General features: G+C 60.1%; 12 protein-coding genes. 6 read left to right on the top strand and 6 right to left on the bottom strand.

The features are described from left to right. Nucleotides 1-36: 36 nt before the first annotated feature. Entirely contained in the window at nucleotides 37-1740 is a 1704-nt protein-coding gene (gene ade, locus F3J08_RS00215; RefSeq protein ID WP_166927994.1) for an adenine deaminase, read from the bottom strand. Between the two features lie 198 nt (nucleotides 1741-1938). Next, nucleotides 1939-3489 carry an NAD(P)/FAD-dependent oxidoreductase gene (locus F3J08_RS00210; protein ID WP_166927993.1) on the bottom strand — a complete coding sequence of 517 codons (1551 nt, stop codon included), beginning with the start codon at nucleotides 3487-3489 and terminating at the stop codon, nucleotides 1939-1941. Nucleotides 3490-3923: 434 nt separating this feature from the next. Here F3J08_RS00210 and F3J08_RS00205 point away from each other — a divergent pair, with 434 nt between their 5' ends. Genes F3J08_RS00205 through F3J08_RS00195 form a run of 3 tightly spaced genes read left to right on the top strand, consistent with a single transcriptional unit; the run spans nucleotide 3924 to nucleotide 6235 of the window. Continuing rightward, nucleotides 3924-4163 (top strand): FeoA family protein, encoded by a 240-nt coding sequence (locus tag F3J08_RS00205; RefSeq protein ID WP_023979534.1) that lies wholly within the window; start codon nucleotides 3924-3926, stop codon nucleotides 4161-4163. Nucleotides 4164-4169: 6 nt separating this feature from the next. After that, a complete protein-coding gene (locus tag F3J08_RS00200) occupies nucleotides 4170-6032 on the top strand; it encodes a ferrous iron transporter B (protein ID WP_166927992.1) in 1863 nt (620 codons plus the stop codon). A 5-nt stretch (nucleotides 6033-6037) separates the two neighbouring features. Further along, nucleotides 6038-6235 (top strand): hypothetical protein, encoded by a 198-nt coding sequence (locus F3J08_RS00195; protein WP_166927991.1) that lies wholly within the window; start codon nucleotides 6038-6040, stop codon nucleotides 6233-6235. A gap of 103 nt (nucleotides 6236-6338) precedes the next feature. On the opposite strand, the gene F3J08_RS00190 is transcribed toward F3J08_RS00195, so the two are convergent. The 4 genes from F3J08_RS00190 to xdhA form a co-directional block, all read right to left on the bottom strand. After that, the gene (locus tag F3J08_RS00190; RefSeq protein ID WP_166927990.1) at nucleotides 6339-7007 is read right to left on the bottom strand and encodes an HAD family phosphatase; all 669 of its coding nucleotides are present in this window, start codon (nucleotides 7005-7007) and stop codon (nucleotides 6339-6341) included. Between the two features lie 130 nt (nucleotides 7008-7137). Further along, entirely contained in the window at nucleotides 7138-7977 is an 840-nt protein-coding gene (xdhC, locus tag F3J08_RS00185; RefSeq protein WP_166928301.1) for a xanthine dehydrogenase accessory protein XdhC, read from the bottom strand. Beyond that, on the bottom strand, nucleotides 7974-10376 hold the full coding sequence (gene xdhB / locus F3J08_RS00180; protein ID WP_166928300.1) for a xanthine dehydrogenase molybdopterin binding subunit: 2403 nt from the start codon (nucleotides 10374-10376) through the stop codon (nucleotides 7974-7976). The genes xdhC and xdhB overlap by 4 nt, the downstream gene beginning before the upstream one ends. A 13-nt stretch (nucleotides 10377-10389) precedes the next feature. Continuing rightward, the gene (gene xdhA / locus F3J08_RS00175; RefSeq protein ID WP_166927989.1) at nucleotides 10390-11862 is read right to left on the bottom strand and encodes a xanthine dehydrogenase small subunit; all 1473 of its coding nucleotides are present in this window, start codon (nucleotides 11860-11862) and stop codon (nucleotides 10390-10392) included. Between the two features lie 189 nt (nucleotides 11863-12051). Between xdhA and F3J08_RS00170 the strand changes: the two genes are divergently transcribed. The 3 genes from F3J08_RS00170 to F3J08_RS00160 all read left to right on the top strand — a co-directional run bounded on the left by F3J08_RS00170 (nucleotide 12052) and on the right by F3J08_RS00160 (nucleotide 15306). After that, a complete protein-coding gene (locus tag F3J08_RS00170) occupies nucleotides 12052-12330 on the top strand; it encodes an HU family DNA-binding protein (RefSeq protein ID WP_023979527.1) in 279 nt (92 codons plus the stop codon). Between the two features lie 313 nt (nucleotides 12331-12643). Continuing rightward, nucleotides 12644-14167: an adenosine deaminase gene (locus tag F3J08_RS00165; RefSeq protein WP_166927988.1), complete on the top strand. Its 1524-nt coding sequence runs from the start codon at nucleotides 12644-12646 to the stop codon at nucleotides 14165-14167. Next, the gene (locus tag F3J08_RS00160) at nucleotides 14164-15306 is read left to right on the top strand and encodes a purine nucleoside permease (RefSeq protein ID WP_240149042.1); all 1143 of its coding nucleotides are present in this window, start codon (nucleotides 14164-14166) and stop codon (nucleotides 15304-15306) included. The genes F3J08_RS00165 and F3J08_RS00160 overlap by 4 nt, the downstream gene beginning before the upstream one ends. Nucleotides 15307-15411 lie beyond the last annotated feature (105 nt).

Genomic DNA, 15411 nt, shown 5'->3' with positions numbered 1-15411 from the left:
CCGGCGCAGCCCTGATCAGCCTTGTTTGTCTGACGTTCAGGATACCAGTGACATGGTATCCACATCGATCATCCCGAGATCTGTGATCTTGAGATGGGGAATGACCGGCAGCGGCAGGAACGCGAGTTGCAGGAAGGGCTCCTCCAGCGTGCCCCCCATGGCGCCGACTGCCGCACGCAGTTTTTCCAGATCGGCCCGTACGACCTCGAAGGGTCTGTCGCTCATAAGTCCAGCCAATGGCAGGGACAATTCGGCCACGACATGACCCTCCCTGACCGCCACGAAGCCACCACCGAGTTCGGCCAGTCGCGCGACTGCCAGCGCCATATCACTGTCATTCATCCCGACGACGCAAAGATTATGGCTGTCATGCCCCACCGATGAGGCGAGCGCCCCGGTGCTCAGGCCAAAGCCTTTAACGAAACCGCGGCCGATATTATCATTCTTGCCATGCCGCGCGATGACACAGATCTTCGCGATATCACGTGTCGGGTCTGGCTGAACCGCCCCACCCTGCACGGGCAGATCAAAACGCAGGTAGTCCGTTATGATCTGCCCCGGCACGATACCGATGACCGGCCGGTTTTCCCCCGGTGCCGCGATAACCAGATCTTCGGCAGTGATCGGCGCGGCGAGGCGCATCGTGCCATATCCCTGCGGGTCGATCGTCTCACGCGCTGCAAACAACGCCTCGTCAACCAGACGCCCCGCCGAAAAAACCTGCGCGACCTGACAGGTTTCGAGGTCATCAAGCAGAACGATATCGGCACGCTGTCCTGGGGCAATCTGCCCGCGATCGCGCAAGCCGAAAGCACGCGCGGCCGAAAGCGACGCCGCACGGTAGGCCGCAAGCGGCGCAACGCCAAGCGCAATGGCCTGGCGTATCAGGAAGTCGATATGGCCTTCATGCGCGATCTCGAGCGGATTGCGGTCATCGGTGCAGAAAGCGAAAAACTGGGAGGTCTCGGGGGTCAGCAGAGGCGCCAGCGCTGCCAGATCCTTGCAAACCGACCCCTCGCGAATGAGGATGGTAATACCCTTGCGGATCTTCTCGAGCGCCTCATCGGCCAGCGTGGCCTCATGGTCCGTCAGAATACCAGCAGACAGATAGCCGTTGAGTTTGCGCCCACGCAAAAGAGGCGCATGACCGTCGATATGCTCACCCGCAAAAGCCACAAGCTTGTCGATGCAATCGGGCTGGCATGAAAGCACGCCCGGGAAATTCATGAATTCAGCGAGCCCGATCACCTTGGGATGGGACCGGTAGCGCGAGAGGGCATCAGCATCGAGAACTGCCCCCGAGGTTTCGAACGGCGTGGCCGGCACGCAGCTCGACAGATTGACGCGCAGATCCATCACGGTGCGGGTGGCGCATTCGAGAAAATACGCGAAGGCTTCGCCGCCCAGCACATTCGCCATCTCATGCGGATCGCAGATCGCCGTTGTCACGCCATAGGGCAGCACACAGCGATCAAACTCGAATGGCGTAATCAGCGACGATTCAACGTGCAGATGCGTATCGATGAAGCCGGGAACGGCAATGCGTCCCTGACCATCGATCTCACGCACCCCTTCATAGGTATCGAGAATACCCACGACACGATCACCGCAGATCGCGATATCGGTCGGCAGCAGGTCACCCGTGACCAGATCGAACAGCCTGACATTGCGTATGACGAGATCGGCTGGCTCTGCCCCCGCCCCCTGCTTCACACGCCGTTCGATTGCATCACGCCTCATCTGCCTCTCCTCCGGGGCGCGAAACCTGTCCCGCCGCCCAATACCCATCATATAGGTCATCTATAGAGGATATAGCCGTATAGGAAATGGGGCGATGCAAGACGTGGCCCTTATCCGATGGCCTTGGCGTAGATCGCCCGGAGACCGAAGAAAGACCGCTGATCCTGCCCGTTCATGCCAACAGGGGAAACCCGCGCTTCAGGCTGCGTTCAACACCAGTTCCGGTTTGCGGAAACATTCATCGAATGTCCCGGACTGAGTGATGGACGCTGCCAGTTTACGCAAGATCTCGAGATTCTGCTCGAGGCGCGCCTCGACAGCATCATTGGATTTGTCACTCATCATGATCGATCCATTCGCGTGATCCTGAATCGTCCGGGCCAAGTCAATAAAGTCCGGCAGACGATAATCGTCGCCCCTGTCAGCGTGACGAAGGTAATCCATGACCCCGAAATGGATCCGGTAGAACTCAGCAATCATTCCGTGAATTTTTTCAATAAAATCAATATCTTCGAATTTCCCATTCATGAAAAGCACGCACATGAACATGAAGTAGAAACAGGAGTCCCAGTTTGTCTTGATAAAGATCTGATTCCAGCGACTAAAGTTACCGAGTGACTCACGGTGCGTATAGTCAAACCCCTTATAAACCTCATCCAGAAGCCCATTGATGCGGTCCACAAGATCCATGCCGTCAGGTCGGGTGATTGCATTCGTGATCAGTGTGTTCGCAAGGGCGATGAGATCCGTACCATTGGAATACATAGGATCGACAAAACCGGCGGCTTCCCCGGTCAGGGCCCAGCCATCACGCGATATGTATTGGGCCGATAGATAGGAATAATTGCGCAGCATCATGAAATCCAGAACCTCGAACGCCTTGAGTTCGAGATAATCCATAAGCCGCGGCTCATGACGCCTCAGCCACCTGGTTGCCAGGGGGTAGGAACTCATATCTGACAACTGGTGGTGCGCATTGTCAAAGACGATACCGATGCTCGTCGTCTGTGCGTTGATAGGAATGATCCATACCCAGTAGCCATCCCCAACCAGATGGGTGGTGCTGTGTGCGCGCTCAGCAACGTCGGCAAACGGGTTCGCCTGGACTGACGACATAATGAACTCGTTGATATCGACGTTTCCGCCCACACGAAACCACACGGACGAATGATTCACCTGCGCTTTTTTCTGCAGGTCGAACTGCTTCATGAGCACACGCCCACGCCCGGACGCATCGACAACCCATCGTGCTGAACGGGTTGATATAATGCCCTCATGATCGCGGATGGAAACGGCGTTTTGCCCCTCCCCGACCGTCATGTCGAGCACCCGGCTGTTCTCAACGAAGCTGACACGCTTGCCCAGTTGCTCGCGCAGGTGGTTCTCCAGTCGACCTCTGTCGATTTGGAAAGTGCTGTGGTGGGGATAGAATGTCAGGCCGAGTTCACGATAGGGGGCATCACCTTGCAAGCCCTGGGTCTGTATGAATCGCTGCCCCATCTTGCGAAGATGGCCCTGCTCCAGGTGAGTTTTGCAACCGATGATGTTGGAGAGGTAATAGGCGCCGATCTCGACCGTTGATTCGCCAACCTTGTGTACCCGCTCCGGGTAGGGAAATCTGCGGTTGTGGACGATACAGATATCGAGCGACGGCTGCCTGTCGAGGAGTTGCTTGGCCAGTGTCAGACTGGCAAGACCAGCTCCCACGATCAAAACGTCATGAGATAGCTGTGAGTTATTTGCAGACATGACGCGCACTCGATACAGAGGGGATTGTTACTTAGTATTTCGCTCTTGAGCAGCGAATTTAAGGTTCACCAAAATAAATATTGGTTTTCATAGAATCAACTACGATAATCTATCAAAATAGCGAGATGGGCAACCGCCTGAGCGCACACATCTCATCCCCGCAGTGTTCGTGCAGCCCTCCCCTGTGAGCACGAGAGGGGCGGAAAGTTCTGCAACGCAGGGCTATCACGGTCACCGTGTCGATATGGTCTCTCGTTGCTCATGATAACCTTGTCCCACGAACGCACTGTTTTCGTACAGGGTGCTGGACGAGGCTGCTCGCGTATCAAAGGATTTCACCCCTTCCCCCTTCCCTAAGAAAACATGAAAGACTATCTAGGCAATTGAGAAGCGTTCTCAGGGCGTCTCGCCCCAGATTACAGGTGTATTGACCCATGACTCTCGACTCCCTTCCCAAAGGCGCCCACGCGGTGATCAGTCAGGTCGTTTCCCGCACGGAAAATGACCCGATCGCCCTACGCCTTGGGGAGCTTGGCTTCATTCCGGGCGCACCTGTCGAGATCGTCGCGACCGGCCCGGTCGGCCATGACCCCATTGCCGTTCGTCTTGGTTCCACCTGCTTCGCCCTGCGTCGTGGCGAAGCTGCACGCGTCTCGCTCAAGCGCGATCACTGATCCCTGATGGATGCCGTGACCTCGACCGTAACGGAGACCGTTCCGTTGCGTGCCGCCCTCGTCGGCAATCCCAATTGCGGCAAGACCTCGCTGTTCAATCAGTTGACCGGCAGCAAACAGAAGGTCGCGAATTACGCAGGGGTCACGGTCGAGCGCAAGGAAGGGTATTTCACGACGCCCAATGGCCGGTCAGTACGCCTGCTCGATCTGCCGGGCGCCTACAGCCTGAGTGCCACTAGCCCGGATGAGGATGTCACACGTGATGTCTGCATGGGTCGTCATCCTTCCGAAAAACAGCCTGACCTGATCATCTGCGTCGTCTCAGCCAGCAATCTGCGGCTGCATCTACGCTTTCTGCTCGAACTCATGCAGCTGGGCCGCCCCATGCTGGTCGTGCTCAACATGATGGATGAGGCCGAGCGTCTCGGGCTGAAAATCGACGTACCGGGCCTCGCCGCAGCGCTCGATCTGCCCATCATCCCGACCATCAGCTTGCGCAAGAGCGGTGTGAGCCATCTTCTCGCGGCACTGGATCAGACCGAGACCCTGACCCCGCCCCCACCCGGCAGAGAGATCGACCTGCATGCCCGGGCGGGCGAGCTTATCGCCCGCTATACCAATGAAGGGGCTCTGCGTGGCGACCGGCTGGCCGACAGGCTCGACCGCTGGTTCCTGCACCCCGTCTGGGGGCCGATCATTCTGCTGGTCGTGCTGTTTTTCATGTTCCAGACTGTCTTTGCCTGGGCACAGCCGCTCATGGATGCACTGGAAGCCGGCATCGCCTCTCTGGGACAGATGGTGGTCTCACCCCTGCCGCCCGGGCTTTTGCGCAGCCTTCTGGCGGATGGCATTTTCGCCGGAGCAGGAACCGTCATCGTTTTTCTCCCTCAGATCCTGATCCTGTTCCTCTGGATCCTGACCCTGGAAGAGACGGGCTATCTGCCAAGAGCCGCTTTCCTGCTCGACCGCGTAATGGCTCTGGCCGGGTTGAGTGGACGCTCCTTCATTCCGCTTCTTTCCAGCTTCGCCTGTGCCATTCCGGGCATCATGGCGGCGCGTACGATACAGAACCCACGCGACCGTCTGGTGACAATCCTGATCGCGCCTCTCATGACCTGTTCAGCGCGCCTGCCGGTCTATACACTTCTGATCGGCGCTTTCGTGCCGCATCGAACGGTTCTTGGCTTTCTCGGCCTTCAGGGCCTCGTGCTGTTCGCGCTCTACCTCGTGGCCATTCTCAGCGGTATTGTTGCCGCGCGCCTCATGACACGCGGTGTGGCATCCGAAGAGCATCCGCTGATGCTCGAGCTGCCCCCCTATCGCTCGCCCAATCTGAAAAGCGTGGCTCTGGGCCTGTGGCAGCGTGCGGTGATGTTCCTCTCCCGCGTGGGCACGATCATTGTCTCCCTGAACGTGCTTCTATGGGCGCTCTCAAGCTTCCCAGCCCCGCCCGCCAATGCCACCGGGGCCGCCATCGATTACAGCCTCGCCGGCCATATCGGGCACTGGATGCTGCCAATTTTCGCCCCGCTCGGTTTCAACTGGCAGATCTGCGTCTCGCTCATACCTGGCCTGGCTGCGCGCGAGGTGGCGGTGAGTGCGCTGGCCACCGTCTATGCGCTGGGTGCCAATGAAGACAGTGCAGCAAGTGCCCTGTTGCCGTTACTCAGCGCCCATTGGAGCATGGCCACGGCATTTTCGCTGCTGGCATGGTATGTCTATGCCCCGCAATGCATCTCCACCTTAGCTGTCATGCGGCGTGAGACGCGTTCATGGAAAGTCGTCGCCGGTGCTGCGGCTTATCTTTTCGGCCTTGCTTATCTCGCGTCATTTCTTACCTATCATGTGACTGTCGCCCTTAGCGGATAAGGCCCATGATCCAGACACTCATCGTCATCGCCGTTATCGTGGTCGCCGTGGTTTTCTGGCTGAACCGGCTGTTTCCTGCCCATGCGCGCCGCATCAAAAGCGCAGTTGGCCTGCATGTCCCTCATGCGGCTGGCGCCCCGACACCCAAGGAAGGCAAGTCCTGCGGGGGATGCTCCGGCTGCAAGGGCGGTGGCTGTCACTAGGATCGGCTGAGGGCGCGACGCGCTCCCCCTGACAAGCTTCAATCGAATACAACAGACAAGGGACAGTTAAGTATCCCTCGCCTGCCCCCTCAACTGCGAAGAATCAGCCTGCGCGATCGATGAAGTCGCACACCTCATGAAGATCATTCATGATGGCATGGGCCTTTTCCGTGATCTCCTCATTGGGGGCCATCAGGTCAGGCACAACAATGACCCTTATCCCGGCGGCATGGGCCGCGCGGGCACCATTGTGGGAATCCTCGAGCGCCAGACAATAGGCGGGCTCGACCCCGATCGCCTCAGCAGCGCGCAGATAGGGCTCCGGGTCCGGCTTGCCGCGGGTCACATCGTCACGCGTGATGATGGCATCGAACCGGTCATAGATACCCACATGACGCAGATGCGCCTCGGTACGTTCACGCCCTGAGGATGTGGCAATGGCACGAGGCAGCTGGCGGGCATCGAGCATTTCCAGCAACGGAAGCACGCCTTTTTTCAGCACGAGCTTCCCCGCCTGAACCAGTTCATGCAGACGGATATTCTGCCTCCTGAACAATGCAGCCAGATCGATATCGGGGCCAAAGCTGTCAATCACCAGCTGGGCACAGGCATCACCGGGCAGGCCGATCATCTGGCGCGCAAATTCATGATCCATGTCATAGCCCAGATCACGCGCGCCGAGAGTAAAGGCATCGAGAGACAGGGTTTCGCTATCGAGCAAAAGCCCGTCCATATCGAATAACACGCCGCGTATGGGGCCAGGGCCGGTCATGAATGTCTCCTTGGATACAAGTTACTGATGTGAGTTCAACGGGCCAGGCCGCGCAGATGTTGCCAGATGGCTGATCACAGCTTGTCGGGCCAGTGGGCTGGCAATGGTCGGCTTCCCGCCATTGCGTTGCTTATGACGAACCACACCCATTGCTCGTATGGTCGCCATGAACGAGTTTGACGACCAGCTCCGCCGCAACGAGGGCAGCGATGACCGAAGGACGCTTGTCACGGATCCTGTAGGGGCCGTCGTGATGCCCGATAGGACAGACCAGCGTATCAATCCTGTGCTGTGCCATCCCCAGCGCACGAAATCCGGCCTCGAACCGGCGCCGCTTGGTGCGCGAGCCAATGAGGCCGACATAGGCCAGATCGCCACGTTCAAGGGCGGCAGCCGTGATGAGCGCATCCAGCGTATGGCTGGGCGTCATGATCACCACACCATCACCGGGGCGCAGCAACGCCAGTTCGGCCTCCCAATCCTGCGTCACGCTCATTGTCACACCCTCGGGCACGAGCCCGAATTCATCGGCTCGTGAATCAATCCAGCGCAAGGCCAGAGGCAGGGGGGAAAGCGCTTGGGCCAGGGCGCGGCCAACATGGCCTGCGCCAAACAGGCTCACCACAGGCCATGAAGCCTGTTCCGCCTTAAGGCAGGACAGTTCATGATCGAGATCGAAAACCGGTTCGTAGCGTATCGTCACGGCCCCGCCACAGCATTGATCGGCCTCGGGTCCAAGACGATAGCGATGTTCCTGCGCAAGGGCGGCACCGCTCAGAATCCGGCGTGCCTGGGCAAGACATTCCCATTCCAGCGTTCCACCACCGATCGTGCCAGTCTGGGCGTTGTGAGACACCAGCATGAACGCCCCGGCCTCGCGCGGGGTCGAGCCCGCAGCGTCGGCCACGACGATCCGGAGCACGGCAATCGCCTCACGTTGCCAGCGCCGGATCAGGTCAAGGTCGATCAGGCGCTCTCTCCCGTCGGGGCGCCCACGGCAGCAGATGACGGCTGGGTAGCGGACGATTGGGCGACAGATGACTTCATGGCCATGATGGTGCGCAACAGCCGCTCAGGTGTCGCGGGTGCATCCAGCCCCGGACAATGCCGGTAGTCGCCCAAGCTGGCAATCGCGTCGGACAGCGCGTGGAGGACCGCAACGCCATGAACCAGAGGAGGCTCGCCCACGGCCTTCGAGCGGTAAATCGTTTCCTCACGGTTGGGGGCATTTTCCAGCAGCATTACGTTGAAGATATGCGGTCGGTCCGAGCAGGCTGGAATCTTATAGGTGCTTGGCGCATGGGTGCGCAGGCGCCCCTTCTCGTCCCAGACCAGTTCTTCCGTAGTGAGCCATCCCGCTCCCTGAACGAAAGCCCCCTCGATCTGGCCGATATCGATGGCAGGATTGAGGGACTGCCCCGCGTCATGAAGAATATCCACACGATCTATCGTGTTCTCACCTGTCAGCAAGTCGAGCGTGACTTCAGCGCAGGCCGCACCATAGGCAAAATAGTAGAATGGTCGCCCGCGCCCCGTGGCGGCATCCCAGGAGATTTTGGGCGTCTTGTAAAATCCGCTGGCTGACAGCGAAATACGGGCAAAATAGACCTGCCACACCAGATCACGAAAGCTGACACACTCGTCCCCGATGCTGACACCCTCGGGCGTAAAAGAAATCGCCTCGGGCGCAACCTGCCATTTTTTAGCGGCAAAAGCGATCATGCGCCCCTTGATCTGGCTCACGGCATCGAGCACCGCCATACCGTTCAGATCTGCACCAGATGATGCCGCCGTGGCCGAGGTATTGGGCACCTTGCCGGTCGTCGTGGCGGTGATGCGCACTGAGTCAGCAGGCAGGGCAAATTCCTGCATGACGATCTGCACCATCTTGGTGTGCAGACCCTGCCCCATTTCGGTCCCACCGTGATTCACCTGCACCGATCCGTCGGTATAGACATGAACCAGAGCACCCGCCTGATTGTAATGCGTTGCCGTAAACGAGATGCCGAACTTCACCGGAACGAGGGCGATCCCCTTGCGCAGCGTGCGGCTGGTTGCATTGAACGCTCTAAGGGCCGCCTTGCGATGACGATAATCGCAGCGCTCTGCCAGCTGCGTCATGACAAGATCGCTGATCGAGTCCTCGACGACCATGTGATAGGGCGTCAGATTGCGCTCACCAGTGCCATAGACATTACGCAGACGGATATCGAGCGGGTCCTGCCCGGTGGCAAACGCGATTTCCTCAATCACACGCTCGGCAGCAACGATGCCCTGTGGGCCGCCAAACCCGCGAAAAGCCGTATTGGACTGTGTGTTGGTCTTGAGCGCCTGTGAGCGGAAACGCACATCGGGGTAATAATAGGCGTTATCAGCGTGAAACAGGGCGCGGTCCGTCACCGGCCCCGAGAGATCTGCCGACCAGCCACAACGGGCCGCCAGCTCCATATCCACGGCAAGAATATCGCCCTGACTGGTGAAGCCGACATCGTAACGCACCTGAAAATCGTGACGCTTGCCCGTGATCATCATGTCATCGTCACGATCGAGGCGCATCTTGGCAGCCTGGCCGGTCAGCTCCGCCGCAAGGGCAGCCAGGCAGGCGCATCCATTGGCCTGAGACTCCTTGCCACCAAACCCGCCCCCCATGCGGCGGATTTCAGTCGTGACCAAGTGGTGAGGGCGGCCCAGAACGCTTGCCACGAGATGCTGTGTTTCAGAGGGATGCTGGGTGGAGGACCAGACCCGTATCTCGCCGGCCTCACCCGGCTGGGCCAGAGCCACCTGTCCCTCCAGATAGAAATGCTCCTGCCCGCCAATCGTCACGCAGCCACTCAGCCTGCACGGTGCGCTTTCCAGAGCGGGACCCACGGCGCCGCGCTCCATCGTCAGCGGGCGCCAGACCAGAGGGCTTCCATTGGCTCGCGCAGCGTCGATATCGAGCAGTGCTGGCAGTTCATCATAGTCGATGCGCGCCAGACGCACGGCACGGCGTGCGATGGCACGATCGGTCGCCACCACGGCAAAGACAGGCTGACCAACATGCTGGACCAGATCCACCGCCAGCAAGGGCTCGTCATTGGCGTGAACCGGGCTGGTCTGGTTATCTCCCGGTATGTCTGCCGCCGTTATGACGCGCACCACACCCGGATAATCCCGCACCGCTGACAGATCGACCTTCAAGAGGCGGGCATGGGCTTTTTCGCTCAGCCCCGCCACGACATGCAGCAGCCCCTTGGGCTCGGGGAGGTCATCGATATACTGCGCCTTCCCGGTTACATGCAGAATGGCGCTTTCATGCTTCATCGAACCCGGGCTTGCACCTTCGGCGGCAGAGTGTTTGCCTGGCCCGTCGATTGGCGTGTCCATGAGACCCTGAACATCAGACATGGGCCAGGCTCCCGGCCTTGGCGAGACGCATGGTCTCACCCCGGCTCTCTTCGAAAAACCGCGTCAGAAGATTGGCAGCGACCGTCTGGCGATACCAGGCACTGGCCCGCATATCGCTCAGCGGTTTGAAGTCCAGCGACAGGGCCTCACGGGCAGCTTCCAGAGCGTCCTCGTTCCATAGGGTACCCATCAGGGCCTTCTCGGCATGATGGGCGCGGCATGGTGTGGCTGCCATGCCACCAAAAGCCAGTCGCACATCAATTACACGCCCCTGCGCGTCGCAGCGCAGCGCAAACGCGCCCAGAACCGCAGAAATATCCTGATCGAAGCGTTTGGAGATCTTGTAGCTGCGATAGAATGTTCCCGGCAGCGGTGCTGGTACGCTCACACCCTCGACAAACTCGCCCGGTCGGCGGTCCTGCTTGCCATAGGCCAGAAAGAACGCCTCAAGCGGCATATCCCGTCTTTCATGACCGCAACGCAGATGCAGGATTGCCCCGGCGGCAATCAGCGCGGGTGGCCCATCGCCAATCGGTGAGCCATTGGCAATATTGCCACAAAGCGTCGCACTGTTCCGGATCGGCGTAGAGCCGATTCGACTAATCAGCATGCCAAAATCGGGTAGAATCCGCGAAAGCGCCTCGCGCGCCTCCTCGTAGGTGACGGCAGCCCCGACATAAAGGCCCTTGGCAGAGGGGCCTTGGGCGCCCGTCTCCAGACGCAACAGATCCGCGCATTGCCCGATGAACGCGACGCGTGGCAGGGGACGCATGGCTTTGGTCACCCAGAGCCCTACATCCGTCGCGCCGGCCACGATCACCGTATCCGGGAACGAGGTCAGCCGTAGCGCCAGGGATTCCGCCGTGGCAGGCACAAAAAGACTGCTGCCCTCATGCTCGATCAGCACATCCTGACCGTCTGCCAACGCGTGGAGGCGCTCGGTCATCTCTGCTACCCTCTGCTCGAAGCCTGCAGGAGGAGCCAGAAGCGCCTGTTTCATTGCCTTGACGATGGGCGCGTAACCCGTGCAGCGACACAGATTGCCCGAAAGCGCTGCATCGATCGCAGCATCGTCATCCGATGCGCCTTCGGCCTGTCGATAGGCCACCATCGACATCACAAAACCCGGCGTGCAGAAGCCGCACTGTGCGCCGTTGAGCGCTACCATGGCCTCCTGCACGGGGTGGAGCGCTCCCGGTGTCCCGATATCCTCGATTATGAAAACAGCGGCACCGTCCAGCATGGGCAGCAGCTGAATGCAGGCATTGACGGCCTTCACCGCAAGCCTGCCCTGACGCAGCCGCGCCACGATCACCATGCAGGCCCCGCAATCACCCTCGTTGCATCCTTCCTTCGTACCGGTACGCCCCTCATGGCGCAGCCAGTCCAGCAAGGTTGTGTCGGGGGCAATATCACTCAGGCTGACGAGGCGTTCCCCGAGATAGAAGCGTATCGTCTGACGCATGGATTACCCCCCTCAAAGGTGGAAACTGGTTGATTGAACGAGGGCGGCCCCTTCGCCATTTCCGGAAACTCTTGTATGATTGGAAGATTCGACGGCAGAGAACAATCAGGAATATTGCATTTCCTGCCTTGTTCTCTCATCGAACTGCGCCTAAGGCTCCACGGCCATTTCAAACGCAAGAGGATCACTATGAAGTCCACTGATCTGATCGACCGCATCGCCGCTGCCACCGGTGGCACCAAGGCCGACGCCAAGACCGCCCTCGACACCGTCTGGGCCAGCATCATCGAAGCCGCCACCAAGGGCGACGAAGTGTCCATTCCGGGCTTCGGCAAGTTCCAGGTCCGTTCGACCGCAGCACGTCAGGGCCGTAACCCCAAGACCGGCGAGACGATCGAGATCGCAGCTTCCAAGAAGCTCAGCTACTCCCCCGCCAAGAACGTCAAGGACGCTCTGGCCGGCAAGTAAGCCGCTCTATGGTACCGGGCCGGGTAGCGTCTCGACGCCGCCCTGCCCGGCACGCAGGTATCTCCTGCCTCTCCTGCCCCGTGCAGCAGGCAGGGTGCCTCACGGCTTATGCCCGGGCCCTGTTCCGGTTCAGTTCCAGCACATCCTGCTGCACACCCGCTGATCCCGCGCAGACATCCCTGATTTCAGCCGATTTCTTCGAAGACGTATCGGGTGGCTCCCTGAGCCTTGTGCTGCCGTCATGCCGATAAAAGCGACATCCTGCGTGTTCGCGTGCTTGCAAAACCCAAAAGGTTTCGTCACGTTTCGCGGCATGTTGCCCCGCATCCTGCCCGCTTTCGCCCTTGCCGTTCCGCTCATCTTTTCGTCTGCCTCTGCCCATGCCGAGACAGCCGACACGCAGGCAACCTCGCGCATTTTCGATCATCTGCGTAATGACCCAGCGCGCCTGACCGTGTTTCTGCGCGGCTTTCCCAAGGGGGGCGATCTGCACAACCATCTGGCTGGCGCCATTCCGGCTGAAAGCTTCCTCGAATGGGCCGGGCAGGATGGCCTGTGCGTCTCTCTGGCGCAGGGACGAATCCTGCCTACCAGGTGCCGTCTGGCCACGCCGGGCGATATGCCCGCTTCCCAGCTTCGCACCCGACAGGACGCGCGCGAGCTCATGATCGATTCTCTTTCGATGCATGATTTCGTTCCCACGCCAGCAGACCGCTCCGGGCACGATCACTTTTTCTCGACTTTCGGGCGCTTTGCCCCGGTGCTTTCAGCCCATCAGGGCGCCATGCTTGCACAGGCGCGCGATCAGGCTGCGGCCGATCATGTGGTCTATCTGGAACTGATGATCTCACCCGCACTGGGCAGCATGGTGAAAGCCGGCGACCAGCATCCCCTGCACGACCTCGACCTCGATGCCGCCCATGAGGCGCTTCATGATGAGCGCCCCCGCCTCGTGGCCGAAGCGCGCCATGAGACGGATGAGATGGAGCATCAGGCGCGCGACATCCTGCAATGCGATACGCCTGCTGCCCATCCGGGTTGTGCTGTGACGGTGCGCTATCTGTTTCAGGCCATCAGGACCATGACCCCTCCCGAGGTGTTTGCGCAGCTCGATGCGGGTTATGCCCTTGCCCATGAAGACCCGCGCTTTGTCGGCCTGAACTTCGTCGCCCCTGAAGACGATGCCGTGGCAATGGCTGATTACGCCCTGCACATGCAGATGTTCGCAAAACTTGGCGCACTCTATCCCGATGTGCGCCTGAGTCTCCACGCTGGCGAACTCACCCCCGCGCTGGTGCCTGTCACCGGGCTGCAGAGCCATATTCGTGATGCTGTCGAGATTGCTGGCGCTGACCGTATCGGCCACGGCGTGGACATCACATGGGAAAAAGACGCTGTGCGCCTGCTGGGTGAAATGGCCCAGCGCCGTGTCGCGGTGGAAATCAACCTGACCAGCAATGACCAGATCCTTGGGGTGAGCGGTGCCGCCCATCCGATGGGGCTGTATCGACGCGCCCATGTGCCGGTCGTGCTTTCGACCGATGATGAGGGCGTGTCCCGCAGCAATCTCACAGAGGCCTATGTCAGGGCGCTTTCAACTGCCCCCCTGACCTATGCTGACCTCAAGACCATCTCGCGCAACAGCCTGACCTATGCCTTTATACCCGGCACCAGCCTGTGGGACGGAGATCACGTCATCACCCTGTGCAAGGCTCCGCAGAGCTTTGCCTGCGCCGATTTCCTGAAGAAAAGCCCCAAGGCGCGCCTTCAGCTTCAGCTCGAACAGAACTTCGCAGCCTTCGAAAACACCGTCAGCCACGAGCCCCTTTTCCTATGATGACACACCCCAAAGGCCTTCGCCACCGCCTCGCCCTCTCCCTCCTCCTGTGCGGTGTTCCCGCGGGCCTGACCGCAGCTCCCGCCCATGCTGCCGGGCCGACAGCACCGGTCGCGGGTCATGCCTCTGCTGCCACCATCCCTGTGCGCGTTGTGGTTGTGACGACCTTTGAAATCGGCAAGGACACGGGCGACACACCGGGCGAATATCAGAACTGGATCGAGAAATTCCCGCTCAGCCAGACGCTTCCCGCTCCGGGCACTGACCATGAGGTCATGCATTACAACCCCGAGTTGCAGGTGCTTGCCATCGCTTCTGGCGAAGGCCCCGAACATATGGCCTCTGCCATGACGGCGCTGCTGCTCGACCCACGCTTCGACCTGCGCCACAGCTATTTCGTGCTGGCAGGCATCGCGGGGATCGATCCCAATTTTGGTACGATCGGCTCCGCCGTCTGGGCACCCCGCGTCATCAATGGCGGGCTCTCCCATCTGATCGACCCGCGTGAAATTCCCAAGGACTGGCCTGACGGCTTCACGCCGGTACAGGGCAGTCGCCCCGACGAGACACCACGCCCACCCTTGCATTCCCTCTCGGGCGATATGCTCTACACCCTCAATCCCAGCCTTACCCGCTGGGCCTATGAGCTGACCCGTTCCGTTTCCCTACCCGATAGCGAGGGCATGAAGCAGAGCCGCGCCCGCTATCATGGCTATGCCGCAGCGCAAAAGCCGCCTTCTGTCATGCTGGGTGATACCATTTCGGGCGAGACCTTCTGGGTGGGCAAGCTCATGAATCGCTGGGCCGAACGCTGGGTGCGCTACTGGACCGATAATCAGGGTGTGATGGCGACTACCGCCGAGGAAGACGTGGCCTTCTGTCAGGCACTCGCCCTTCAGGCGAAGGCTGGGCGCGTCGATCCCGAACGCGCGCTCATCCTGCGCACTGCCAGCAATTTCGACATGCCCCCACCGGGCCAGACGGCCGCGCAGCTTCTCTCGGACGAAGCCAATGAGAAAGGCTACTCGGCCTTCATCCCGTCGGTGAACGCAGCCTATCAGATTGGCAGCATTGTGGTGCGCGACCTCGCCACGCACTGGGACCGCTACGAGAGCACACCACCGGGCGCGGCACATTAGAGTCCGGTCCGGTCAGGGTTCAGGCGGGGCCGTGACCATGAGTTTCCCCCACGCACCACCGGAGGGTCGTCGTCCTTCGGAAACGCCTGCGGGAAACCTATTTCA

This window comes from Asaia sp. As-1742 (assembly GCF_011753235.1).
Taxonomy (GTDB): Bacteria; Pseudomonadota; Alphaproteobacteria; order Acetobacterales; family Acetobacteraceae; genus Asaia; species Asaia bogorensis_B.
Note: the sequence above shows the minus strand (reverse complement) of the source record. Positions and strands in the feature narration are given on the sequence as shown.